Origin of the sequence: Pokkaliibacter plantistimulans, from assembly GCF_003194385.1 — a bacterium.
Classification (GTDB): Bacteria; Pseudomonadota; Gammaproteobacteria; order Pseudomonadales; family Balneatricaceae; genus Pokkaliibacter; species Pokkaliibacter plantistimulans.
Window position 1 is genome coordinate 24,376 of record NZ_LAPT01000104.1, and the last position, 22,360, is coordinate 46,735.

Consider the following 22,360-nt stretch of genomic DNA (forward strand, 5'->3'; position numbering starts at 1 on the left):
AAGACCATGCGGGTAATGTTTTACGTCCAGCATCTGCTGGGCATTGGCCATATCAAGCGTGCCGCACAGCTGAGTCTGGGCATGCAGCAAGCCGGGCTGGACGTCTGGGTGGTGCAGGGTGGTGAAGCGGTAGCAGGTATCGATTTTGGTCAGGCCAACGTTATCAGCCTGCCGGCGATTCGCGCTGCAGATGCGCAGTTCAGTGGTCTGGTGGACGAGCAGGGCAAGGCCCTGGATGACGACTTCAAGGCTCACCGTCGGGCCTTGCTGCTGCAGGCGCTGGAGCAGATTCAGCCCGATGCGTTGCTGATCGAGAGCTACCCTTTCGGGCGTGGCCAGCTGCGCTTTGAACTTGATCCCTTGCTGCAGCAGGCACATAACATGTCACCGCGCCCGTTGATCCTGTCATCGGCGCGGGACATTCTGCAGCGTCGTCCGGTGGAGAAAGAGCAAAAAGCACTGAAGCTGCTGGAGCGCTATTTTGATGGTGTGCTGGTGCATGGTCAGCAGGACTTTGTGCCACTGACGGAAAGCTTCAGTCTGTGTGACCAGCTGAACATTCCATTGCATTACACCGGCTATGTGACGGATACCAGCGTAACTCCGGCAGCTGAAGGGCAGCATGAAGTCATCGTCTCTGCCGGTGGCGGCGCCGTTGGTTTGGGTATCATGCAGGCGGCCTTGCTGGCCCGGCCACTGACCGTGCTGCGTGAACATCGCTGGCGCGTTCTGATTGGCCCCAATCTGCCGGCTGATCAGATAGCCACATTACAGCTGCTGGCGGCGGATGGCGTGATCCTCGAACCTATTCGCAGCGACTTCCGTGGCCTGCTGGCTAATGCAGCACTGTCCATCTCGCAGGGGGGGTACAACACCCTGATGGATATTCTGCTGACAGGTGTTCCCAGTGTCATCGTGCCGTTTGAAGGCAAGGGCGAGACCGAACAGATTACCCGTACCGCCAAGCTGGAGGCCCTGGGCATCTGCGCCATGGTGCGGGAGCAGCAATTGCAGCCCGAGTATCTGGCCAGGGTGATTGACCAGACGGTGACTAACCTTCATCAGTCTTCTCCCGAGCTGTCGCTGCAACTGGCTGGTGCCCGGCGCAGTGGTGACATTATTCGCACATTGCTGGAGCAACGCCATGGCTGACTGGCAAAGCCTGGAGCAGGAGCTGCGGCTGTGGGCCAGGCAACATCGTCGGCCAACGCTGTGGTGGCGGGATGACGATGCCGAAGCGGATGTGCCTGAGCTTCAGCATCTGTTGCAGATCAGTGATGAGCTGCAGGTGCCTGTGTTGCTGGCCGCCGTGCCGGCGAAAGTGCAGCCGTCACTGGCGACAGCCGTGCAAGGACATGGCCTGGTGGGCATAGTGCAGCATGGGTTTGATCATACCAATCATGCACCGCCAACCGAGCGTAAGCATGAGCTGGGCGCGCATCGGCCCCTTGCCGTCATGATTGATGCGTTGCGTCAGGGGCGGGAGCTGCTGGAGCAGCACTTTGCCGGGCGTTTTCAGCCTGTGCTGGTGCCGCCATGGAATCGCTATACCCCGGCGTTGCGACCCTATCTGCATGATCAGGTCGGGTTGCGAGGTCTGTCTACTCTGGGTCCGCGCGATGCGGCAGAGGTGGATGGCCTGACGCAGGTGAATGTCCATGTGGATGTGCTGAAGTGGAAGCCGTCTGCTCACTTCGCCGGAGAAGCGGACACGCTCACGGCGCTGATCACCCATCTGCAACAGCGACGTCTGGGGCTGGTGGATGCGGCTGAGCCAACCGGCATCATGACTCATCATCTGGTCATGGATGCCGCGGCCTGGCGCTTTACTCGCCAGCTGTTGAAGGTGCTGAACGATGCTGGCGTAGGCTGGATTGCGGACCTGTTACCAGCGGGCTAGCGTGAAAAAGCGCCAGCCCGCCACTGTCAGCATGCCTGTCTGGCTGAAGTGCTCAGTGCAGCTGCATCGGTAACTCGAAGGATGGGAAGCCCGTGTCAAACGTGGTGTGGGGGTGATACTGCATCAACAGCAGCGCTTGACCGTCCTGATTCTGAGTAAAGCGGCGCTGGGTAACAAAGCCGTAGCGATCATAGAAGTGGCGGCCCTGTCGATTGGATTCATAGATGACTGCCTGCAGGTGCGGGAAGAACTGGCGCACATGATTCAGCAGGGTACAGCCGATGCCTTTGCCGCGCAGCTCGGGCTGGACGCAAAGGCAGACAATTTCGGTATCGACCAGACTGATAAATCCCACCACCTGCATCTGATGCAGGTACACCCAGGTTTCTCCCTGTTCCAGCACCTGATCCAGTTGTTGTAAGCGTTCGTAGCTACGCCAGGCGGGGTGGTAAAAAGCACTGATCTCGTTGGCGGTATCTTCCCATAGCGCTTCTATGGCCGTCCGATCCGATGCTAGATAGGCGCGTATCATTTCTCACTTCCTATATAACAAGGCTAAAGGTTTACTCAGTGTCAGGACGGTACGCACTTCCCGTACGGGTCCGCTGGGGTTGCTGAGGTCTGCCTGAAAAGATCATTACTGGGCTGACACAGGCTCAGACAAGGAGCGCTGGCTGGCCACTGATGACGGCAAAATCTGTGGTTCGTTACGAAACGCCAGATTCACTTAGCATAGAGCAAAAAACGCAGCGGGGAAGCGGTACGAACGGGCTTTGTAGCGAGGGATCACGCCATTTTTCAGGTAGCGCAGGTGCAGGTCGCGGGCAAGTTACATCTGGTCGTAAAATAACCAATCGTTGTAGTGCTAGCCTTGGACTGAGGCAGAGAAGCAGGTAGAATGCGCGCCTTTCTGAACAGGTGCTCACGTTTTGCCTGGCGTCGGTCATAGGTTAAGACCGGCTCGGCTTTGCGAGATTGTGAGTGCCTGCTAACCCGCTGTCGTGCTCTGGTTTTACGTTCCAGACCGCATGGAGAAGTTCGATGTCACAGTTTGTTGTTTGTGCGCTGTATAAGTTCGTCGCTCTGGATGATTTTGAAGCCATCCGTCAGCCATTGCTGGATGTGATGGAGAGCAACGAAGTCCGCGGTACCCTGTTGCTGGCGAAAGAAGGTATCAACGGTACCGTGGCCGGCTCCCGCGCAGGTATTGATGCGTTGCTGGCCTGGCTGAAGTCCGACCCTCGTCTGGCTGCATTGTCCTATAAAGAGTCCTTTACCGAGGTGCTGCCGTTCTACCGCACCAAGGTCAAACTCAAGCGTGAAATCGTCACTATGGGGGTTGAGGGTATTGACCCTAACAAAGTGGTGGGAACCTACGTCAAACCTCAGGACTGGAATGCCCTGATTTCTGACCCGGACGTACTGCTGGTCGACACGCGTAACGACTACGAAGTGCAGATCGGTACGTTCAAAGGTGCCATCAACCCGATGACCGAAACCTTCCGCGAGTTCCCTGAATACGTGAAGCAGAACCTCGATCCGGGCAAGCACAAGAAAGTGGCGATGTTCTGCACCGGTGGTATTCGTTGTGAAAAATCCACCGCGTACCTCAAGGAACAGGGCTTTGAGGAGGTCTATCACCTCGAAGGTGGCATCCTCAAATATCTGGAGGAAGTTCCTGAAGCTGACACCCTGTGGGAAGGCGAATGCTTTGTGTTCGATAACCGTGTAGCGGTCAATCACAAGCTGGAAAAAGGCCAGTACGATCAGTGCAATGCCTGCCGTCGTCCGATCACCGAAGCTGACAAGCTACGCCCTGAATACAAGGCTGGTGTCAGTTGCCACCAGTGCCACGATCAACTGAGCGAGCAGCAGCTGACCCGTTTCGAAGAGCGCGAAAAGCAGATGCAACTGGCCGCCAAGCGTGGCGAAACCCATCTGGGGGGTGATGTGAAACACACCATCGAAGAGCGCCGCCGTGAAAAGCAGGCATGGCGTGAGCATCAGAAGGCGCTGAGCGAGCAGGGGCAGCCTGCGTAAGCATCAAGCTGAAGGACGTATGCAGGATCTGAAGTAAGCACCGATGATCCAGAGCAGAAAGGGCACGTGATGTGCCCTTTCTTGTTTCTGTCCTCTCTTGTTTCTGTCCTTTCTTGTTGCTGTCGTGGCTCACATCCTGCTCGATTCCAGCAGGAACTCCACAAACGCCCGATTGGCCCGCGACAGATAGCCGTCCTTGCGCCAGGCGATGCACAGATCAAGAAAGATCGGCGGCGCAAAGGAAACCGTGACCAGATCAGGGTCGTCCGCCACTGCCATATTCAGCAGGGTGGAAATGCCGAAACCCTGTTTGACGATAGAGCGGATCAGCGGCACCAGATTGGTTTCAAAACTGATGTTCGGCGTACAGCCGACTTCCTTGGCCAGCCTGTCCAGTACCTTGCGGTGAAAGTAGCCAGGCTTGAACATCACCAGCTCTTCGGTGAAGAACTCCTGCAGTGTGATTGAGCTGCGCTCGGCAAAGAGGTGTTCGCGGCTGACCGTGGCGCGCATTTCCTCGCGCAGGATCGTCCTGGCTTCCAGAATGTCGGAAATGGTTTCAGACTCGATGACGGCCAGATCCAGTTCGCCCTTTTCCAGCATCTGCTGCAGCTGCCAGGTGCCGCCTTCCTGTACCGAGAACGTCAGATTGGGATAACGATGGCGAAATGCCATCAGTATCGGAGGGAAGTGGAACGAACCCAGCATGCTGGGGATACCCACCCGCACTTCGCCGCGACTCAGTCCCTTCAGCTCCTGCATTTCCAGCTCGGCATCGGCCACCACCTGCAGGATTTTTTCCGCCTGAGCGAACAGGCATTTACCCTCGTCAGTCAGGGCAATGGAGCGTTCGTGACGATGGAACAGGGTCAGCTCCAGTTCATTTTCCAGCTTGCGAATCGCCATGCTGACTGCCGGCTGGGCGAGATTGAGCAGCTCTGCCGCGCGGGTAAAGCTGCCGAGGCGTGCGACCTCATAGAAGTAGCGCAGAGGTTTGAGTTCCATGGTACGGGCCCGTCAGTGCAGGGAGATGTCTGGTCTGCATCGGGCAGACTGTCGCATCCGTACAGAATATAAAACTTTATTATCCTAATCATAATTTGCATATATTTTTATTATGAAAAGGGGGTCGATATAGTGTGCCGCAGGCCCTGTCTTCGGGCTGCTTCACTACCGCAGGACCGCCATCATGATTCAAGCAGGCAGTCGCGCTTACTGGCGTGCCACCCTGGCTCTGTGCCTGGGTTCCTTTATGATCTTCTCCAACCTTTATGTCACCCAGCCACTGTTGCCCATGCTGGCGGCTGACTTTCAGGTGTCTCCCCTTTCCGCCAGCTACAGTTTTACCGTGTCCACCCTGACGCTGGGGCTATCACTGCTGGTATATGGCCCCCTGTCAGATGTGCTGGGCCGTCGTGGCATCATGCTGATCACCATGGCAGGGGTCATAGTGACGACGCTGGCGCTGTCACAGACTAACAGCTACGAAATGCTGCTGGGGCTGCGTGCAGTACAGGGCTTTTTCCTCGGCGGGCTGCCCGCGATTGCGGTGGCCTATATGGGAGACGAATTCGACAAGGAAGCACTGATGACCGCTGTCGGTCTGTATATCGGTGCCAATACCCTGGGCGGCATAGGTGGTCGTCTGATTGGTGGTTTTGCCGGTGAAAGTCTGGGCTGGGCCAATACCTTCCTGGTGATTGCAGGTGTCAGTCTGGTGGTGTGGCTCAGCTTTGCCTTCCTGCTGCCACGCTCCAGCAACTTTCAGGCGCGGCCGTTCCATCTGCGCACCATGCTCGGCAATATGCTTGATCACCTGCGTAATCCCATCCTGCTGACGGCCTATCTGATCGGTGGATTCAACTTCTTTGTTTTTATCAATCAGTACAGCTATATCACCTTTGTGCTGGGCGATGAGCCGTACTCATTGTCACCGCGCTTTCTGGGCATGCTGTTCCTGACCTATCTGACCGGCACCCTTGGCTCGGCACTGGCCGGGCGTGCTGCCAGACGTTTCCCGCAACCGCTGTGCATGGCATTTGGCATCGTGGTGCTGATGCTGGGTAGCCTTTGCACCCTGCTGCCAAGTCTGTGGACCATTATTCTCGGTTTCTTTATCAACAGCTTCGGCTTCTTCTTTGCCCATTCCACCAACAGCAGCTGGGTCAGCCGTAACGCCCAGCATGCCAAGGCCAGTGCCAGCTCGTTGTATCTGGTGTTCTATTACACCGGCGCCAGTACCGGCGGTATCTATCTGCATCCCTTCTGGGAATGGCGCGGCTGGACGGGAGTGATCATCGGCTCTCTGGTGGTACTGGTGGGCACGCTGAGCGCAGCGCTTTATCTGCACCGTAAAACCCGGGTTGCGGGTGAGGTGACAAACGCAGTGGCTTGCTGAAGGGCGTGTAGCAGGTCAGTCGGGCGTGAGGGTAAACCACCGGTGCCAGTGTCGGCGCCAGAGGCTGGCAAAGTGCACGAACTCCCAGGCATCCAGCTGCCCCTGACGAGTGACGGCATGCTGGGGAACGTAGCGGCAGCGCAGAAAGGACTGCTTTTCCAGAACACGCTGTGAAGCGATATTGCTGACTGAGGCAAAGGCGCGCAGATGGTCCAGCCGCATCTGCTCGTAGCCTGCCCGGATCAGCTGCTTCAGTGCCGCTGAGGCTACGCCCTGACCGCAGTATGCTTCACCGACTCGATAGCCGACGAAACCGTAGCGTGGATCATTGAGCGAGCGACGCAGGTTGGCTCTGCCCATCAGCTCGCCCTGTTCATTGATTATCAGCAGCGGATAGATCATGCCTTCATGGTAACGCTGCACGTATTCATCAATATGCTCATGTACCCCCTGCAGCGAGTAGAACGCCGGCTCACGGGCTTCGATGGTGCGCTCAAACCAGGCCTGATTGCTCTCTTCAAAGGCCAGCAGTGCTTGCGCGTGGCGCTCGCTCAGCAGTTCAAATCGCATGGTGATCAGGTCAGGTGGTTGAGGGGCAGGGCGGTGCTGCTGATAGGGGTTTTCATCACAAAGCTGGAATGCACCCCGGTCACACCTTCAATCGTGGTCACCCGATTCAGCAAGAACTGCTGGAAGGCTTCCATATCCTTGACGATGACTTTCAGCAGGTAGTCGGCTGACTGGCCGGTGATCAGGTGGCATTCCAGCACCTCCGGATAACTGGCAATCAGCTCTTCAAAACGCTGGAAACGCTCCGGAGTATGACGATCCATACTGATACCGATAAAGGCCATCAGGGTCAAACCGAGCTTTTTGGCATTGAGCAAGGCGCTGTAGCCCTCGATGATGCCTTCCTCTTCCAGACGTTTGACCCGTCGCAGACAGGGCGAAGGAGACAGCTGAATGCTGTCGGCCAGCTCCTGATTACTCATGCGACCGTCTTTTTGCAGTACTTCCATAATGCGCCGATCATAACGATTGAATGTCATTTTCTGGTCTCCCTGCGGTCTGGCCGACAGATTAATGCGCGTTTGGCTATGGTAAAGCAATTTTGTGCTTTAGGCATTGTCAGGGCCTGGTTGCAATCCAAGACACCCTCTGAATCAATCATTAGATTGATCTTGTGATGGATAATGAGAAGCTTTAGCATTAGTGAAATCTATTGGATCGAATGGGCAAGCTCGATTAGCCACTGACCATGCGTCGGTTAGCCGTCCAGCAGCCCTGCCGCCGTCGGGATTTCACATGAAAAATATCGAGCAGAACAAAGGCATGGCCAAACACTGGGCCATGATCATCGGGCTGAGTGCTGGCATGGTGCTGGCTCCGTTGAGCCACGCTGAATCGGATACGCTTACCGCTCCTGTTACATCGACCAGCGCACCTGCCAGCAGCGAATCTGCATCCTCTCCCAGTTCTACTACTATTTCTGCTCCTGCCAGCGATGCTGTTTCCGCGGCGGACACCCCAATGCAGGGATCAGTCTCTGCGTCAGAAGACCTCTCCCAGACCAGTGAGTCACTGCCCGAAGCGGCTGCCGACAGCCATGCTGTGGCGTCCATGCTGCCGCACGACCTGACCCCCATGGGCATGTTCATGGCCGCTGACTGGGTGGTCAAGTCAGTGATGCTGGGTCTGGCCTTTGCTTCCATCGTGACCTGGACCATCGCACTGGTGAAAAGCATCGAGATTGCTGCAGCGAAGAAACGCGCTCGCCGCACCCTGCGCAATCTGGGTGAGGTCGGCACGCTGCGTGAGGCTCTGAAAGCCGTTGAGCATGACACCTGCCTGTCAGCCTCCATGGTGCAGGCGGCCGAGTATGAGCTGGTGCTGTCAGCCAAGCACGAAGCCTTTGATAAAGGTGGGGTGAAAGAGCGTGTCGAATCCCGCCTGCATCGCATCGAAGCCGCCGCTGCACGCCGCATCAATGTCGGTACCGGCGTGCTGGCCACCATCGGTTCGACTTCTCCCTTTGTCGGTTTGTTCGGCACCGTCTGGGGCATCATGAACAGCTTTATCGGTATCTCCAAATCACAAACTACCAATCTGGCTGTGGTGGCGCCGGGTATCGCCGAAGCCTTGCTGGCTACTGCGATTGGTCTGGTGGCAGCCATTCCGGCGGTCGTCATCTACAACCACTTTGCCCGTAGTATCGGTGGCTACCGCGCCATCATGGCCGATACCACCGCAGAAGTGGCGCGTATCGTCAGTCGCGATCTGGATCGCCAGCCACAGGTGACTCCCCTGCGTAAAGTAGGGAGCTGATCATGGCAGGTGGACTGCATCATGGTGATGATGATCTGGGTGAGAACCACGAGATCAACGTTACGCCCTTTATCGACGTCATTCTGGTGCTGCTGATCATCTTCATGGTGGCAGCACCGCTGGCCACCGTCAGTGTCCCGGTGGATCTGCCTGCCTCGTCGGCACAACCCCAGCCTCATCCTGATAAACCCGTCTATATCTCCATTCAGGCGGATCTGAGTGTCAGCGTCGGTGAAGAGAAGGTGCCGGAGCAGGGGCTGGGTGCCGTGCTGGATAAGGTGACCGCGAAGGATTATCAGCAGCGCCTGTTTCTGCGTGCCGATAAAGGCGTGCCTTACGGTGAGCTGATGAAGGTCATGGATCAGCTGCGAACTGCGGGTTATCTGAAAATTGGCCTGGTGGGTCTGGAGACGGTCGGAAGCGCCCAATGACAGAACCGCTGAACCCTTCCCCCGCAGCAGCCAGAGCTTCTGCGGTGCACAATCCCATGCCTGAAACCCAGCCGCCGCTGAGTCTGCGCCGTGCCAGTGCCTGGGGGCTGGGCCTGACGCTGGTGGCGGGAGTGCATCTGGCACTGTTGCTGCCACTGGTCAAAGCGGCCCCGCTGCCTGCCAATCCACCGGCGGCACCGGAAGCCATCATGATCGAGCTGGCGCCGATGCCAGAAGTGGTCAAGCCTGAGCCGGTCCCGGAACCTGTCGTTGAGCCGGAGCCCGAACCGGAGCCACCACCGCCCGAGCCTGAACCCTTGCCTGAGCCACCGCCCCCTCCACCACCGGAGGTGAAGCCGGAAGTGGTCATTCCTCCGCCACCACCGCCCAAACCGAAGAAGGTGGAAAAAAAGGTAGAGAAGAAAGTCGAGAAGAAGGTAGAAAAGCCGAAGGAACAGCCACCGAAGAAAGAGCAGCCCAAAGCGGCTCCGCCTGCGGTACAGGATGCACCCCCGGCCACGCCAAAGGCGCCGAAGGCGGTGGACCCGGGTGAGCAGCAGCGACGGGTGCAGGCACAGCGTAGCTGGCAGGGAGACCTGATGGCTCATCTGGCTAAGCACAAGCGTTATCCTCGTGCGGCCCGGGTAAGGCGTCAGGAAGGTGTGGTCTATGTCCGTTTTGTCATGGACCGTTCTGGCAAGGTGCTGAGTGCTTCACTGAAGACCTCGTCCGGTTTTGAATTGCTGGATGATGCCGCGCTGGAGCTGATCCAGCAGGCCAGTCCGCTACCGGCACCGCCTGACAGTATCCCCAATGAGCTGGTGGTGCCGATCGATTACAACCTGCGCCGCTAGATTCTGGCCTACGGCCAGCCCACAACACCCTCGTCTGATCCGTCAGCGAGGGTGTTGTTGTTTTCGCCATAAGGATGGAGGCAGATTTAACCTCAGCAGGCAGGGTAGAAAGCTATACGCAATATGTATTTTTCAAAGAGTGGTCATAATCTGCCTTTAAAAAGGAATTTTTATAGTAAAGGTTGCTCAGGTGGAGAAAAAGACAGCAATTTTAGCAATCTTCTGCTGCTGGAAAATCCGTATACTGACATCCGTCTTCAGAGCAACCCGCCCCGGCGGAACACTGAAGCTCAGGACTGGTCAGGGGCTCACAAGGCACCATCCGACCCTTTCTCTCCACCCGGGAGACTGCAAGTTGGCTGAAGGATTGGTTATCACCGAACCGTCAGTAACTGGAAGAGCTACCCATTCTTTCCGAAGTCAGCGCGTCGTCTGTCGACGAGTCGAGTACCGAGCAGCGGGGCGCCACTTCAACTAACGGACAACACCAGGACATTCATCATGAGTTACGACCATCGCAAATACCGCCCCGCACCTACCATCAACATGCCTGATCGTCAGTGGCCTAATCAGGTCATGACCAAGGCACCGCTATGGTGTGCGGTTGACCTACGCGATGGTAACCAGGCGCTGGTTGAGCCCATGACCGTTGCACAAAAGCTGCAGATGTGGGACCTGATGATGCGCATCGGTTTCAAACATGTGGAAGTGGGATTTCCGGCGGCCTCTCAGCCTGACTTCGACTTTGTCCGTGAACTGATCGACAACAACCTGATTCCCGAAGACGTGACCATTCAGGTGCTGGTTCAGGCTCGCGAAGACCTGATCGCCCGCACCTATCAGGCGCTGGAAGGTTCCAGACAGGCCATCGTGCACGTCTATAACTCGGTGAACCCGACTCAGCGTCAGTACGTGTTCAACACTGACAAGGATGGCGTCAAAGCCATTGCGGTGCAGGGCGCACGCTGGGTGCGTGAGTATTCAAAACGTTATCCGCACACCGAGTGGAGCTTCCAGTATTCACCGGAAAGCTTCAGCAGCACCGAAGTCGATTTTGCGGTGGAAGTCTGTGATGCGGTGATTGATGAGTGGCGCGAAACCGGCCGTCCGATGATCATCAACCTGCCTGCGACCGTCGAAGTGAGTACGCCTAACGTGTTCGCCGATCAGGTCGAATGGTTCTGCCGTAACCTGCGTGGCCGCAAGGATGTCAGCATTTCCATTCACACCCATAACGACCGTGGCTGCGGTGTTGCAGCGGCAGAGCTGGCCGTACTGGCGGGGGCTGATCGTATCGAGGGCACTCTGCTCGGCAACGGTGAGCGTACCGGCAACATGGATATCGTCACCATGGCGATGAATCTGTACAGCCAGGGCATTGATCCTGAACTGGATCTGTCTGACATGGACGCCATCGTATCGACCGTCAGTGCCTGCACCCAGATTGCCCTTCATCCGCGTCATCCCTATGCGGGTGAACTGGTGTACACAGCCTTCTCCGGCAGCCATCAGGATGCGATCCGCAAGTCGCTGGCGGCCGAGAAACCTGATCACTACTGGGATGTGGCTTATCTGCCCATCGATCCTGCTGACCTCGGCCGCAGCTATGAGGCGGTGATCCGTATTAATAGCCAGTCAGGTAAAGGCGGCGTGACCTACCTCCTTGAGCGTGATCTTGGTTTGCAGTTGCCACGCTGGTTGCAGATCGATTTCAGCCGCCGCGTTCAGGCCGAAGCCGAAGCGAGCTCCAGTGAGATCAGCCCGGATCAGATTCGCAGCCTGTTCGAGCGCCATTACCTGCAGCCTGCCCATGGCTATCAGGTCAAGCGCTTCCAGCTGGATCAGGACCAGCAGGAAAGTCTGCGTGTTGAACTGCAGACGCCGAACGGCGCCGTACACATTGCCGGTGAAGGCGAAGGCGCCATCACCGCGCTGGCCAATGCCTGGGAGCGCGAAACCGGTATCCGTATCGACGTGCTGGATTACTCCGAGCATGCCTTGACCGAGGGCACTGAGTCTCGCGCTGCTGCCTACATCCTGCTGGCAGTGGAAGGTCAGCGTATGTGCGGTGTAGCCATCGGTCGTGACGTGGTAAATGCATCCCTGCAGGCGGTCATCAACGCCGCTGCGCAGGTGCCTGCACTGCGTAAAATCGCCTGAGGCAGGAACGCTTCGGCACAAGGCACACTTCACCCTGCCTGTGGCAGGTGAGACGCCAGTCAATATGCCAACAAGGAGGCGTGGTGCAGATCGGCAAGGCTGTGTACCAATGACCTCCAGATAAAGCTGAACATACAGCTGATGTAAAAACAGGCCCCGGCCTGTGAAGACCACAACAAGCGGGACGGCCTTGGCTCTCCCGCTTGTTGCTTTCCGGGCACTTGCCAGCAGGCTGCCGAGGCCCTATGACAGACAGGGTGTGGCATGCTGGTTGCACTGTACAGTTCTGGCTGCAACGTGAACGTATCCGGATGGCTGCTCAGCGCACCCGGCTGGCCCGCTTATGGAGAGCGACGTGAATAAACATCAGATCAGCATGCACCCGTCCCTGCTGGCAGGGACACAGGCGATGGTCGTCGACAGCAACCGTCACTATCCCCGCCATAGTCATGACCAGTACGGCGTCGGGCTGATTCATCGCGGTGCCCAGCGCTCCGCCAGTGGCTTTGGCCGGGTAGAGGCAGGCCCCGGTGAACTGATTATGGTGAATCCGGGAGAAGTGCATGATGGTGTGCCACTGGGCGAGGAAGGGCGTCAGTGGAGCATGCTGTATTTTGAGCCGTCGTTACTGCATGAGCTGGCCAGTGAGCTGGAGCTGCCGTTTTCTGCCGAAATCAGTCTGGTGCGACCTGTCGCACAGGATCAGCAGCTGCGGCAGCACTTTGTCCGGCTGTTCCGGCGTGTCACCTGTGTCCGGCAGGGCCAGCAGACACAAGTGGATGAAGCGGCTCGACTGGCAGCGGAAGAATGCGCCGTGACGACACTGGTCTATCTGCTCTCGCATCACAGTCAGGCGCGCCCGGTGCAGCCGGTATCTGCGACCGTGGAGCGGGCACGCCAGCGGCTGGCCGATGAGCCACTGCAGGCGCCTTCATTACAGGAGCTGGCCGCGATGGTGGGCGTCAGCCGCTTTAATCTGATCCGCAGTTTCAACAAGGCGCTGGGGCTGTCGCCCCATGCCTATCTGCTGCAGCAACGTCTGCATCTGGCCCGCCGTCTGCTGCTGCAGGGGCACAAGCCAGTGGACGCGGCGCTGCAGGCGGGCTTCGCCGACCAGAGCCATATGACCCGGCTGTTTCGGCGCCAGTACGGGATTACACCTGGGCTGTATGGGCAGATCGGCAGCCAGCCCTGAGTTCGCTCCTCTCCACCCTGCAATTTCATTCAAGACCCCCATCTTCCCGCTCTCTACAGTGCCTCCATACCGAACCGGAGGAGAACACCATGAACAGGTCGCAATTGAGTGGGTACAGCTATCTGACGCTGGCCATGATGATGGTCGGGAGTACGGTGATTGCCAGTCGTCTGATTGCCGCCGGGTTACCGCCCTTTACCGCAACGGCGGCACGATTTGCCATGGCCTTGCCGATCTTTCTGCTGCTGATGAAGCTGACCGCCACGCCCTGGCCACGCCCCCGTTGCCATGATGCCTGGGTGCTGATCTGTCAGGCAGGGGCGGGCAGTGTGGCCTACACAGTGCTGCTGATCAGCGGCATGGCGCACACGTCGGCCGCCAATGCCGGCGTGATCAGCGGCACCCTTCCGGCTGTTACCGGGCTGGTCGCCATGGTATTGCTGCGGGAGAAGCCGGGGCGCAGCACCTGGCTGGCGGTGGCTCTGAGCTCACTGGGGGTCATGCTGTTGCTGGTGCCTGCCCAACAGGGCTCCGTGCAGGCGGGCAGTCTTTACGGGGATGGGCTGATACTGGCGGCCATAGTCGCAGAGGCCCTGTTCATCCTGCTCAATCAACGTCTGCAGCAACCCATTCCCCCGCTGGCATTATCGACCCTGATGAGCGCATTGGGATTGCTGCTGACGGCGATACCGGCACTGGCCGAGCGACCCTGGACGCTGGCGCCCATGGCGCAGGCCTGGTGGGCAGTGCTGTACTATGCCGTGGTGCCGACAGTGATGGGGTTCTGCCTGTGGTATGCCGGCAGCGCTCGTATTCGCGGCAGTGCCGCCGCGCCCTTTACTGCCGTTGCACCGCTGACCACGGTGCTGCTGGCGGCGCTGTGGCTGGACGAGCCGATCCTGCTCTGGCAGTGGCTGGGCATGGGCTGTGTACTGATGGCGATCCTGACGGGGCCGCTGCTGTCATGGTGCCAGCGCTCAGGCGAGCCTGTTCAGGCGCGCTATGAGTAAAGCCGGATGGGCTGTCAGCCGTGGCGTCAGAGCCCGAGCGTCAGACCATTCAGCGATATGCTGGTGGGTTGTCCGCTGAGCTGTTCAGCCAGCAGGGTGGCACTGCCGCAGGCCAGGGTAAAACCCAAAGCACCGTGACCGAGATTCAGCCACAGGTTGCGCCAGCGGGTAGCGCCGATGACGGGCAGACCGGTCGGTGTTGCCGGGCGTAAGCCTGCCCAGCTGTGGGCCTGAGTAAAGTCTCCCGCCGCCGGGAAGCTGGCAGTGGCCTGCTGGCGCAGGCTCTGGATGCGCCGTGGGGTGATCAGGGTGTCCTGTACACCGATATCCACCATGGCCGCGACGCGCAGGCGTTGCGGCAGGGCGTCGGTCGCGGGCAGACGGGCATAGACCATTTTCCGTTCGTAGTCAGTCACGCTGATGTGCGGTGCGACTGCCTCTTCAGCCAGTGGCAGCGTCAGGCTGTAGCCTTTCAGCGGGTAAAGCGGCAGGTGTAAGCCGAGTGCTTTGGCCAGTTCATAACTGCCCATCCCGGCAGTCAGAATATAGTGATCCGCCTGCAACGGGCCGAGGTCCGTCTCAATCGCCTGAATCTGCCCGGCCTGCTGCGTCAGGGCGCTGACCGGGCATTGCTCCACCAGCCGGAAGCGGTTCTGTTGCTGCAGGTAGCCAAGTAGAGCCTGACAGAACAGATGGCAGTCACCGACCTCATCGCCCGGCGTAAAGATCGCCCCGCTCAGCTGCTCTGCCATGCCTGCCAGACTGGGCTCCAGCGCCAGCAGTTGCTGCCGGTTCAGCACCTGCTGACTGTCGGCTGCGACCCGACTGGCGGCGGCCCGGGAGAGGGCCTGCGGCTGCCGGTAGACCACCAGCTTGCCGTTACTGCGCCAGCTGAAATCCGCCAGAGGAGACTGCGCCTGCCAGGCATGCAACTGCTGCTGACTGAGCAAGGCCAGTTGTAGCAGCCGCTGGCCATTGCGCTGATTGACCGAGCGCCGGCAGGCGGCAAGGAAGGTGGCACACCAGCGCCACTGCTGCAGATCGAGCCGGGGGCGAAACGTCAGCGGGGCATCGCGGTTCAGCATCCAGCCCAGTGCTTGCAGCGGTACGCCGACATCGGCCAGTGGTGCTACATAACGGTAGCTGAGCTGGCCACCGTTGGCGTAGCTGGTGCCCATGCCGACCTCGCGGCAGGCTTCAACCAGAGTGACGCGGTGGCCGCGCTGCAGCAGGGCATAAGCGGTGGTCAGGCCGATAACGCCAGCACCGATGATCAGGCAATGTGAAGACATGATGGGTGAGTGGGTTTCGTTGCTGAGAATGCAGCCATTCTGGCCAGCCGACGGCAGGCTGCCCAATGAATACTGCCACGCAGCTTATAACCCAGAGTTATGGGCTATACTGCCCGCCATCGTTGTTGTGGAGGCTTGCCGTCGATGCGTTTGCGCCATATCGAGATTTTTCAGGCCATCATGCAAACCGGCTCGGTCAGCGGTGCTGCCCAGTTGCTGCATATCTCCCAGCCTGCGGTGACCAAGGCGCTGCAGCATGCTGAGCTGCAACTGGGCTTTGCGCTGTTTCAGCGGGTGAAGGGCAAGCTGGTGGCAACAGAAGAAGCGAAGACACTGGAGCCGGAGGTGGCGCAGGTCTTCGAGGCGCTGCGCCGGGTCCAGCAGCTGGCTCAGAATCTGCGCCAGCCTCTGGAGCGGCCGTTGCGGCTGCTGGTGATTCCCACGCTGGCGCAGTATCTGCTGCCGCAGGTGGTGCCGCTCTGGCATCAGCGCAGCCGCCAGCCGCTCAGCATTGCTACCCAGCACAGCCGGGAAATCGTGCAGAAGCTGGTGCTGCAGGAAGCCGACATCGGTATTACCTTTCACCCGGTGGCGCATCCCAATCTGCTGATGAAGCCCCTGCTGCAGGGGACATTGCGGGTTATTGCCAGTCCGGGGCAATGGACAGAACAGGAGCTGCAGCAGCCCTGCAGTCTGGCATCACTGGCCGGACAGAAGCTGATTGGCTTTGACAGCCATGATCCGATGAGCGGTCTGCTCAACAGCCATCTGCAGCAGCTGCAACCGCCACCGCAGATTCAGACCCGGGTGCAGAACTATCAGTTGGCCTGTGCGCTGGTGGAAGCCGGGCAGGGGCTGGCTATCGTTGATCCCTTCACGCTGATGGGCTCGCCGCTACCAAGTCGTGCACTGGAGCCGAGAATCAGCATTACCCTCTATGCCATGAGCCGTGCAGAAGAAGCGGATCAGCCCGGTATGCAGCTGTTGCTGGAATGCCTGACGCGGGTGGTGAAACCCGCGCTGGCCAGCACACTTTAACAGGGCCGTCATCAACCCAGAGGGGTCAGTTTGCCGCCGCGAGCCAGTGCTCGCTGATAGGCGGGCTGCTCACTGACCCGGCTGAGAAAACGGCCGATATGGGGGTAGTCACTGAGGTCTGCCCGGCTGCTGGCAGCCTGCAGGGGAAAGCTCATCTGGATATCCGCCCCGCTCAGTTGCTCGCCGGTAAACCACGGGCGTTGTGCCAGCGTGTCGTTGATCAGTGCCAGCTGTGGCAGCAAACGCGGCGTCAGGAAGATCTCCTGCACCTTGCTGCTCATACCCCGGGCGACCGGGCGAACAAAGAAGGGCATGGGGTTTTCAGGCATGCGGGTAAAGATCAGCTTCATCACCAGCAGCGGCATCAGCGAGCCTTCGGCAAAATGCAGCCAGTAGCGGTAGTCCAGCAGCGGCTGCCCCGAACCGGGGCGCAGACGTCCATCGTCATAGCGATCCAGCAGATATTCGATAATGGCACCGGACTCGGCGATCACCAGTTCACCGTCACTGATAATCGGCGCCTTGCCCAGCGGGTGTATGGCCTTGAGACTGTCGGGAGCGGCCATGGTCTGGGGATCACGGCGGTAGAGGCGAATGTCGTAATCCAGCCCCAGCTCCTCCAGTAGCCACAGAATGCGCAGGGAGCGGGAGTTTTCCAGATGATGAACGATGATCATAAGGGATCCTTGTCAGGGTGATGGAAACCGACCGGTGCTCAGCTGTTCTGTAGTGCCTGTCGTTCGGCCTTGTGCTGCTTCTGTTCCTTGAGTCGCTGCTTGTAGGCCGTGAGTTCATCAATACGGATGGCAAAGCGATTTGGATGTATCTCATGGCCCCGCGCATGGGCATAGACTTGAGTGAACTCGGCCCCGAAAAACAGGATGCAGGCCGAGTAATGTACCCACAGCAGAATCAGCACAAAGGCACCGGCGGCACCGTAGGTGGAGACCGCACTTTCCCGCCCCAGATAGAGCGACAGCCCCCATTTTCCCAGAGTGAAGAGCAGCGAGGTGATGGCGGCGCCAGTCCAGACGTCCAGCCAGCGAATGTCGGCATCGGGCAGAATCTTGAAAATCATGGCAAACAGCAGCGTAGTAACGGCAAAGCTGACCAGCAGGTTGAGCGCCTGCCAGAAGGCGCCGGGCAGTGGCATCACATCGCCGAGCCAGCCGGACAAGGCGCTCAGGCAGACAGTAATCACCAGAGAAGCCATCAGCAGCAGGCCGATACAGAACACCATGATCAGCGCCAGCAGCCGGTCAATCACCATGCCGCGCACCCCCCGGTCCGGTTTGGGCATGATGCCCCAGATGGTGTTCATGGCATCTTTCAGCTGACCGAAAATGCCGGTGGCACTGAAGATCAGCAGGCCGATACCGACAACGGCCATCAGCCCGCTGGAAGCGGTGGAGCGGGCGCTGTTGATCATGTTTTCCACCGCTGAGGCGCCCATCGGGCCGAGGGTCTCAGTCAGCTGTTCACTGATGGCGCCGCGGGCGGCGGCTTCGCCGAAGATAAAGCCGGCCACGGAGATGGCAATGATGATCAGCGGTGCCAGCGAGAAAATGGAGTAATACGCCAGTGCCGCGGCCAGTCGCATGGCGCGGTCATCCAGCCAGGCCGTGGCGGTCATTTTCAGCAAGTGCCAGAGGCTGGGCAGGGAGCGTCCCGCAGACATAATCGTTCCTTGGATAACAATGCTGCAGGGCAGGGCCGTGCAGTGAATAGAGGTAACGCGGTTATCTGCGGCAGATCACAGGCGCACTATGCTGGCCTGAACGGGTGAATATCTGTCGTCAGAAGATTGCAGCCAGGCTCTAGTCTATATGTCCGGATGGGGGGGAAGGCAAATCCGGCAGGGCGTTGCCGTGCGGAGACAGGCGGGTATACAGGAGAGAAAAACATCTGGGGCCGGGCGTCAGCCGCCCCAGACCGAAGGGAAGGGTAAAGAGGAAAACTCAGCGCTCGACGAAGGCGCGCTCGATCACGTAGTGGCCCTGATCGCCGTGGCGTGACTCGACAAAGCCGCGCTCATCAAGAATGGTGCAGAATTCTTTCAGCATGCTCGGGCTGCCACACAGCATAAAGCGGTCATGCTCGGGGTTGATATCGGGCAGGCCAATATCGGCCGTGAGCTTGCCGGAGGTCAGCAGGTCGGTCAGGCGACCCTGATTGCGGAACGGTTCACGGGTGACGGTGGGGTAATAGATCAGTTTTTCCCGCACCATGTCGCCGAAGAATTCATTGCCGGGCAGCTCTTCGGTGATGTATCGGGTATAGGCCAGTTCGGCCACGGTCCGGCAGCCGTGAGTGAGGATCACCTTGTCATAGGCGTCGTACACTTCCGGGTCCTTGATGATGCTCATGAACGGCGCCAGACCGGTGCCGGTGCTGAGCAGATACAGATTGCGGCCGGGCAGCAGGTGATCGTTGATCAGGGTGCCGGTGGTTTTACGACCGATAAAGACTTCATCACCGACCTGAATGTTCTGCAGTCGTGAGGTCAGCGGGCCATCGGGTACCTTGATGCTGAAGAACTCCAGCTCTTCCTCATAGTTGGCACTGGCAATACTGTAGGCTCGCAGCAGAGGCTTACCTTCGACTTCCAGACCGATCATGGTGAAATGGCCGTTCTTGAAGCGAAAACCGCTGTCACGTGTGGTCTTGAAGCTGAAAAGATTGTCGGTCCAGTGGTGGACGCTGAGCACGCGTTCTACATTCAGGTTTGACATGGCGACCTCAGAGAAGTGTCGGAGCGCGGGTCCCGGTGAGAACGTCATCGCAGACTGCTGCAGTGTGACGTCGTTCCTGATGCGAAGAGGCGCGCTCAAAGAAGATGGGCTTCACTCTATGCCTGGGCCCTTTATATGGAAAATAGATAGTTTTTCTAAAGTTGATCAGCTGAACTGATTCCAGCAGTTCATAGCGCCAGCGGTTATAAAAACAAGAGCATCCATTGTGCTGACGATCTCGCAGACAAACGCAACGCCGTCTAGGCTTGCTCTTATAAATCAAATGATTAGCCGGGTTTGAGAGTACATCTATGATGTTTGAGGTGTTTCTGGTCAATTCTGTGGTGGTCTCGCTGGCGGTCGGCGTGCACTACGAATTCCTCTATCGACTGACCACGCTGTTACCAAAAATGCGAATGTTGCACCGATCTCGCATCGTGCTGGGGGTGATGGGTGCGCTGGTGGCCCATGCGGTGGAAGTGTGGATTTTCGCCATCGCCTACTTCTTTATGCATCACACCGACGGCTGGGGGCAGCTGACTGGCAGCTTTGATGGTTCACTGATGGACTGCGCCTACTTTTCCTTCACTGTGTTCAGCACCGTGGGATTTGGTGATATCGAGCCTGCCGGACATCTGCGTTACCTGACCGGTATCGAGTCACTGACCGGCTTGTTGCTGGTGACCTGGAGCGCGTCTTTTCTGTTTCTGGAAATGGAGCGCTACTGGAAAACGCGGCTGTGAATGAAAGAAGAGCAGAAAAGCAGCAAGAGAGCAGGGTAAACAGAAAAAGCGGGAAGCAGCGGGAAACAGCTCAGCAGCTGACCTGCCAGCATGCTGCGGCAGGTCAGGGGTAAGGCGTTGGGCTGGTGTTATGCCAGCAGGTTATGGGTGACGTCTTCCCAGTAGAAACGATAGACCCAGGCGTGAATATTGCCGGCGACTTCCTCCAGCTCACGCTCAACCCGCTCACCGCCCCAGCGCAGATAGGCATTCACGGCGGTCTTGTTGGCTTCAAATACCCACAGGTGCATGCTCTTGCTGCCCGCTTCTTCCAGACTCCAGCGTGCACCACGCTGTGCCAGCTGGCGGCCCAGACCGCGGCCTTTCAGCTCCGGCTGCACATGCATGTTGTCCAGCAGGGTGCCCCAGCTGGGCTCTTCCGGCTTGCGACAGTAGACAAAACCGATCAGCTCACCGTGCTCTTCGGCGAGACAGAGAAAATCATCCTTGCCCTGATAATCGGCCGGGCGGCCAGCCAGCACCTCCAGCCAGCGACTCTTGTGGATATTGGGCACCTGCTGATCAAGAAAGGCATCGGGCAGAATACCGCGCAGGCTGGTTTGCCAGCTCAGGGTATGCAGTTTGGCAATGGCTTCCGCGTCTTCTGAATGCGCTTGTCGATATACGAGATTTGTCATTGTAATAACCATTCATTGCGGGAATTTTGCATCTCCAGAATCTGCAGATGCAGGGTGTTGAGGTGATCCTGCCAGTAGTCTTCCCGTGCCAGCCAGGGGAAGTGCATGGGGAAGGCGGGGTCATCCCAGCGACGCGCCAGCCAGGCACTGTAGTGCATCAGCCTCAGGCTGCGCAGGGCATCGATCAGATGCAGCTGGCGTCGGTCGAAATCGTGGAAGGTCTCATAACCTTCCAGCAGCTCGATCAGCTGCAGGGATTGCTGCTGGTGATCACCACTGAGCAGCATCCAGATATCCTGTACCGCCGGGGCCATCACGCTGTCGTCAAAGTCAACGAAGTGCGGGCGTTCATCACGCCAGAGCACGTTGCCGGGGTGGCAGTCGCCGTGTACCCGAATCCATTCCACCTTTCCGATTTGGACAAAACGCTGCTCGATTAATTCCAGCAGCTGCGCCGAAATAGCGTCATAGCGGTCACGCAGGTGACGCGGCAGCAGCGGGCTTTGCAGCAGGAAGCTGCGGCTGTCGTGGCCAAAGCGCTGCACGCTCAGTGCTGGCCGTGCCACATAGGGCTGGGCGGCACCCACAGCATGAATACGGCCGATGGTCATCCCCAGCTGGAACAGATGATCAGGGTTGTCCAGCTCCGGCGCCTGTCCGCCCTGACGGCGAAACAGTGAGAAGCGAAAGCCCTGATGCTCAAACAGTGTCTGACCGGCGTCGCCCGGCTGAGGCAGCGCGCTGTAGCGCTGTTCCAGTTCCGCCCGGGTAGCTGGCGCGACCACTGACAGATCCTGCTCCTGCAGTGCCTGACAGAAGGTGTGTTCCTCAAGGATGGCGGCATCGTCCCAGCGGGCCGGGCGATAGAACTTGGCAATCAGAGGCTGATGTTCTTCGATGCCAACCTGATAGACACGGTTCTCGTAGGAGTTGAGGGTAAACAGGCGGGCATCGCTGAGCAGGCCGGTGCTTTCAACCGCGTCCAACACCAGTTCCGGCGTCAGGGCTTCATAGGGATGGGCAGTGGAGGTCATAGGTAATCCGGCCTACAGCGCTAACAGGTGGAGCAAACGGTCAGGTTCGCATGGCAGACAGCATCTCTGCCCAGAGGGTCTTGAGCTGAGAATACGCTGCCTGCGCTGCGCTGATGACGTGTGCTCCGGCCTGTTAAAGCCAATGTCATGTTAGTCAGGCCGATGATTGTAGGTGCAGGGCGGAGTGAAGTCCAAAGGCGTCCCATGCCGAAACGTAACTGAGCCTCTTTTCAGCGCTTGACCTCGAGTTAACTCTAAGTCTTAGGCTGCGAATACTGGCAGAGCAGAGGTGCTGCCTGCCGCTATCGACAGGAACGAGCAATGAACAAGATACCGACCCAGCCCAGCAACAACTCAGCAAACATCGATCCAGCAAACATCGATCCAGCAAACATCGATCCAGCGAACAGCAGTCCAGCGAACAGCAATCCAGCATATAACGACCCGCGCTATCAGGCGGGCTGGCACAAACTGGCAGAAGTGGATGGTGAACAGGGGCAGCGGGTGATCGACAGCCTGCAGGGCATCGCT

General features: G+C 58.5%; 22 protein-coding genes and 1 pseudogene. 13 read left to right on the forward strand and 10 right to left on the reverse strand.

The window, feature by feature from the left end:
• Positions 1 to 6: 6 nt before the first annotated feature.
• Positions 7 to 1,152, forward strand: a complete 1,146-nt coding sequence (locus tag WH50_RS19855; RefSeq protein WP_110189019.1) for a glycosyltransferase family protein — start codon at positions 7 to 9, stop codon at positions 1,150 to 1,152.
• Positions 1,145 to 1,900 (forward strand): polysaccharide deacetylase family protein, encoded by a 756-nt coding sequence (locus WH50_RS19860; RefSeq protein WP_110189020.1) that lies wholly within the window; start codon positions 1,145 to 1,147, stop codon positions 1,898 to 1,900. Before WH50_RS19855 ends, WH50_RS19860 begins: the two co-directional genes overlap by 8 nt.
• Positions 1,901 to 1,952: 52 nt before the next feature.
• On the opposite strand, the gene WH50_RS19865 is transcribed toward WH50_RS19860, so the two are convergent.
• Positions 1,953 to 2,432, reverse strand: coding sequence for a GNAT family N-acetyltransferase (locus tag WH50_RS19865; protein WP_110189021.1), 480 nt, complete (start codon positions 2,430 to 2,432; stop codon positions 1,953 to 1,955).
• Between the two features lie 509 nt (positions 2,433 to 2,941).
• On the opposite strand from WH50_RS19865, the gene trhO reads away from it, so the two are divergent.
• Positions 2,942 to 3,940 (forward strand): oxygen-dependent tRNA uridine(34) hydroxylase TrhO, encoded by a 999-nt coding sequence (gene trhO, locus WH50_RS19870; protein ID WP_110189022.1) that lies wholly within the window; start codon positions 2,942 to 2,944, stop codon positions 3,938 to 3,940.
• A 129-nt stretch (positions 3,941 to 4,069) separates the two neighbouring features.
• On the opposite strand, the gene WH50_RS19875 is transcribed toward trhO, so the two are convergent.
• Positions 4,070 to 4,945 carry a LysR family transcriptional regulator gene (locus tag WH50_RS19875; RefSeq protein ID WP_104152043.1) on the reverse strand — a complete coding sequence of 292 codons (876 nt, stop codon included), beginning with the start codon at positions 4,943 to 4,945 and terminating at the stop codon, positions 4,070 to 4,072.
• A gap of 184 nt (positions 4,946 to 5,129) precedes the next feature.
• On the opposite strand from WH50_RS19875, the gene WH50_RS19880 reads away from it, so the two are divergent.
• A complete protein-coding gene (locus WH50_RS19880; RefSeq protein ID WP_104152044.1) occupies positions 5,130 to 6,338 on the forward strand; it encodes an MFS transporter in 1,209 nt (402 codons plus the stop codon).
• 15 nt (positions 6,339 to 6,353) lie between these two features.
• Here WH50_RS19880 and WH50_RS19885 read toward each other — a convergent pair whose 3' ends face one another.
• A complete protein-coding gene (locus WH50_RS19885) occupies positions 6,354 to 6,908 on the reverse strand; it encodes a GNAT family N-acetyltransferase (protein WP_110189023.1) in 555 nt (184 codons plus the stop codon).
• 5 nt (positions 6,909 to 6,913) lie between these two features.
• A complete protein-coding gene (locus WH50_RS19890; RefSeq protein WP_104152046.1) occupies positions 6,914 to 7,387 on the reverse strand; it encodes an Lrp/AsnC family transcriptional regulator in 474 nt (157 codons plus the stop codon).
• 256 nt (positions 7,388 to 7,643) lie between these two features.
• Here WH50_RS19890 and exbB point away from each other — a divergent pair, with 256 nt between their 5' ends.
• The 6 genes from exbB (at position 7,644) to WH50_RS19920 (ending at position 14,313) form a co-directional block, all read left to right on the forward strand.
• A complete protein-coding gene (gene exbB, locus WH50_RS19895; RefSeq protein ID WP_207780406.1) occupies positions 7,644 to 8,663 on the forward strand; it encodes a tonB-system energizer ExbB in 1,020 nt (339 codons plus the stop codon).
• A gap of 2 nt (positions 8,664 to 8,665) precedes the next feature.
• Positions 8,666 to 9,094: a TonB system transport protein ExbD gene (exbD, locus tag WH50_RS19900; protein ID WP_104152047.1), complete on the forward strand. Its 429-nt coding sequence runs from the start codon at positions 8,666 to 8,668 to the stop codon at positions 9,092 to 9,094.
• A complete protein-coding gene (locus WH50_RS19905; protein WP_104152048.1) occupies positions 9,091 to 9,948 on the forward strand; it encodes an energy transducer TonB in 858 nt (285 codons plus the stop codon). Before exbD ends, WH50_RS19905 begins: the two co-directional genes overlap by 4 nt.
• 501 nt (positions 9,949 to 10,449) lie before the next feature.
• The gene (gene leuA / locus WH50_RS19910; RefSeq protein ID WP_110189024.1) at positions 10,450 to 12,108 is read left to right on the forward strand and encodes a 2-isopropylmalate synthase; all 1,659 of its coding nucleotides are present in this window, start codon (positions 10,450 to 10,452) and stop codon (positions 12,106 to 12,108) included.
• A 355-nt stretch (positions 12,109 to 12,463) separates the two neighbouring features.
• Positions 12,464 to 13,303 carry an AraC family transcriptional regulator gene (locus WH50_RS19915; protein ID WP_165838493.1) on the forward strand — a complete coding sequence of 280 codons (840 nt, stop codon included), beginning with the start codon at positions 12,464 to 12,466 and terminating at the stop codon, positions 13,301 to 13,303.
• Between the two features lie 89 nt (positions 13,304 to 13,392).
• Positions 13,393 to 14,313, forward strand: coding sequence for a DMT family transporter (locus WH50_RS19920; protein WP_110189026.1), 921 nt, complete (start codon positions 13,393 to 13,395; stop codon positions 14,311 to 14,313).
• A 26-nt stretch (positions 14,314 to 14,339) separates the two neighbouring features.
• Here the strand turns inward: WH50_RS19920 and WH50_RS19925 are convergent, their stop codons facing one another.
• Positions 14,340 to 15,605 carry a D-amino acid dehydrogenase gene (locus WH50_RS19925; protein ID WP_110189036.1) on the reverse strand — a complete coding sequence of 422 codons (1,266 nt, stop codon included), beginning with the start codon at positions 15,603 to 15,605 and terminating at the stop codon, positions 14,340 to 14,342.
• A 144-nt stretch (positions 15,606 to 15,749) separates the two neighbouring features.
• Here WH50_RS19925 and WH50_RS19930 point away from each other — a divergent pair, with 144 nt between their 5' ends.
• The gene (locus tag WH50_RS19930) at positions 15,750 to 16,643 is read left to right on the forward strand and encodes a LysR family transcriptional regulator (RefSeq protein WP_165838494.1); all 894 of its coding nucleotides are present in this window, start codon (positions 15,750 to 15,752) and stop codon (positions 16,641 to 16,643) included.
• Between the two features lie 11 nt (positions 16,644 to 16,654).
• Here WH50_RS19930 and WH50_RS19935 read toward each other — a convergent pair whose 3' ends face one another.
• From WH50_RS19935 to WH50_RS19945, 3 genes are all read right to left on the reverse strand, one after another.
• Positions 16,655 to 17,320 (reverse strand): glutathione S-transferase family protein, encoded by a 666-nt coding sequence (locus WH50_RS19935; protein ID WP_110189028.1) that lies wholly within the window; start codon positions 17,318 to 17,320, stop codon positions 16,655 to 16,657.
• Between the two features lie 38 nt (positions 17,321 to 17,358).
• Positions 17,359 to 18,321: a YihY/virulence factor BrkB family protein gene (locus WH50_RS19940; protein WP_110189029.1), complete on the reverse strand. Its 963-nt coding sequence runs from the start codon at positions 18,319 to 18,321 to the stop codon at positions 17,359 to 17,361.
• 280 nt (positions 18,322 to 18,601) lie between these two features.
• Positions 18,602 to 19,375, reverse strand: coding sequence for a ferredoxin--NADP reductase (locus WH50_RS19945; protein WP_104156110.1), 774 nt, complete (start codon positions 19,373 to 19,375; stop codon positions 18,602 to 18,604).
• 311 nt (positions 19,376 to 19,686) lie between these two features.
• Here WH50_RS19945 and WH50_RS19955 point away from each other — a divergent pair, with 311 nt between their 5' ends.
• Positions 19,687 to 20,118: a potassium channel family protein gene (locus tag WH50_RS19955; protein ID WP_243410189.1), complete on the forward strand. Its 432-nt coding sequence runs from the start codon at positions 19,687 to 19,689 to the stop codon at positions 20,116 to 20,118.
• 128 nt (positions 20,119 to 20,246) lie between these two features.
• Here the strand turns inward: WH50_RS19955 and WH50_RS19960 are convergent, their stop codons facing one another.
• Positions 20,247 to 20,795 (reverse strand): GNAT family N-acetyltransferase, encoded by a 549-nt coding sequence (locus tag WH50_RS19960; RefSeq protein ID WP_165838495.1) that lies wholly within the window; start codon positions 20,793 to 20,795, stop codon positions 20,247 to 20,249.
• Positions 20,792 to 21,829: a serine/threonine protein kinase gene (locus WH50_RS19965; RefSeq protein WP_110189032.1), complete on the reverse strand. Its 1,038-nt coding sequence runs from the start codon at positions 21,827 to 21,829 to the stop codon at positions 20,792 to 20,794. The genes WH50_RS19960 and WH50_RS19965 overlap by 4 nt, the downstream gene beginning before the upstream one ends.
• 321 nt (positions 21,830 to 22,150) lie before the next feature.
• Here WH50_RS19965 and WH50_RS19970 point away from each other — a divergent pair.
• Positions 22,151 to 22,360: pseudogene (locus WH50_RS19970) on the forward strand (hypothetical protein); the annotation flags it as partial.

Excerpts from the sequence above, each read along its gene's own strand:
- leuA (WP_110189024.1), top strand. The coding sequence starts at position 10,450 with ATGAGTTACGACCATCGCAAATACCGCCCCGCACCTACCATCAACATG.
- WH50_RS19940 (WP_110189029.1), bottom strand. The coding sequence starts at position 18,321 with ATGTCTGCGGGACGCTCCCTGCCCAGCCTCTGGCACTTGCTGAAAATG.
- WH50_RS19885 (WP_110189023.1), bottom strand. The coding sequence starts at position 6,908 with ATGCGATTTGAACTGCTGAGCGAGCGCCACGCGCAAGCACTGCTGGCC.
- WH50_RS19965 (WP_110189032.1), bottom strand. The coding sequence starts at position 21,829 with ATGACCTCCACTGCCCATCCCTATGAAGCCCTGACGCCGGAACTGGTG.
- WH50_RS19860 (WP_110189020.1), top strand. The coding sequence starts at position 1,145 with ATGGCTGACTGGCAAAGCCTGGAGCAGGAGCTGCGGCTGTGGGCCAGG.
- WH50_RS19890 (WP_104152046.1), bottom strand. The coding sequence starts at position 7,387 with ATGACATTCAATCGTTATGATCGGCGCATTATGGAAGTACTGCAAAAA.
- trhO (WP_110189022.1), top strand. The coding sequence starts at position 2,942 with ATGTCACAGTTTGTTGTTTGTGCGCTGTATAAGTTCGTCGCTCTGGAT.
- WH50_RS19960 (WP_165838495.1), bottom strand. The coding sequence starts at position 20,795 with ATGACAAATCTCGTATATCGACAAGCGCATTCAGAAGACGCGGAAGCC.
- WH50_RS19920 (WP_110189026.1), top strand. The coding sequence starts at position 13,393 with ATGAACAGGTCGCAATTGAGTGGGTACAGCTATCTGACGCTGGCCATG.
- WH50_RS19875 (WP_104152043.1), bottom strand. The coding sequence starts at position 4,945 with ATGGAACTCAAACCTCTGCGCTACTTCTATGAGGTCGCACGCCTCGGC.
- WH50_RS19865 (WP_110189021.1), bottom strand. The coding sequence starts at position 2,432 with ATGATACGCGCCTATCTAGCATCGGATCGGACGGCCATAGAAGCGCTA.
- WH50_RS19880 (WP_104152044.1), top strand. The coding sequence starts at position 5,130 with ATGATTCAAGCAGGCAGTCGCGCTTACTGGCGTGCCACCCTGGCTCTG.
- WH50_RS19925 (WP_110189036.1), bottom strand. The coding sequence starts at position 15,605 with ATGTCTTCACATTGCCTGATCATCGGTGCTGGCGTTATCGGCCTGACC.
- exbD (WP_104152047.1), top strand. The coding sequence starts at position 8,666 with ATGGCAGGTGGACTGCATCATGGTGATGATGATCTGGGTGAGAACCAC.
- WH50_RS19955 (WP_243410189.1), top strand. The coding sequence starts at position 19,687 with ATGATGTTTGAGGTGTTTCTGGTCAATTCTGTGGTGGTCTCGCTGGCG.
- WH50_RS19935 (WP_110189028.1), bottom strand. The coding sequence starts at position 17,320 with ATGATCATCGTTCATCATCTGGAAAACTCCCGCTCCCTGCGCATTCTG.
- WH50_RS19930 (WP_165838494.1), top strand. The coding sequence starts at position 15,750 with ATGCGTTTGCGCCATATCGAGATTTTTCAGGCCATCATGCAAACCGGC.
- WH50_RS19855 (WP_110189019.1), top strand. The coding sequence starts at position 7 with ATGCGGGTAATGTTTTACGTCCAGCATCTGCTGGGCATTGGCCATATC.
- WH50_RS19905 (WP_104152048.1), top strand. The coding sequence starts at position 9,091 with ATGACAGAACCGCTGAACCCTTCCCCCGCAGCAGCCAGAGCTTCTGCG.
- WH50_RS19945 (WP_104156110.1), bottom strand. The coding sequence starts at position 19,375 with ATGTCAAACCTGAATGTAGAACGCGTGCTCAGCGTCCACCACTGGACC.
- exbB (WP_207780406.1), top strand. The coding sequence starts at position 7,644 with ATGAAAAATATCGAGCAGAACAAAGGCATGGCCAAACACTGGGCCATG.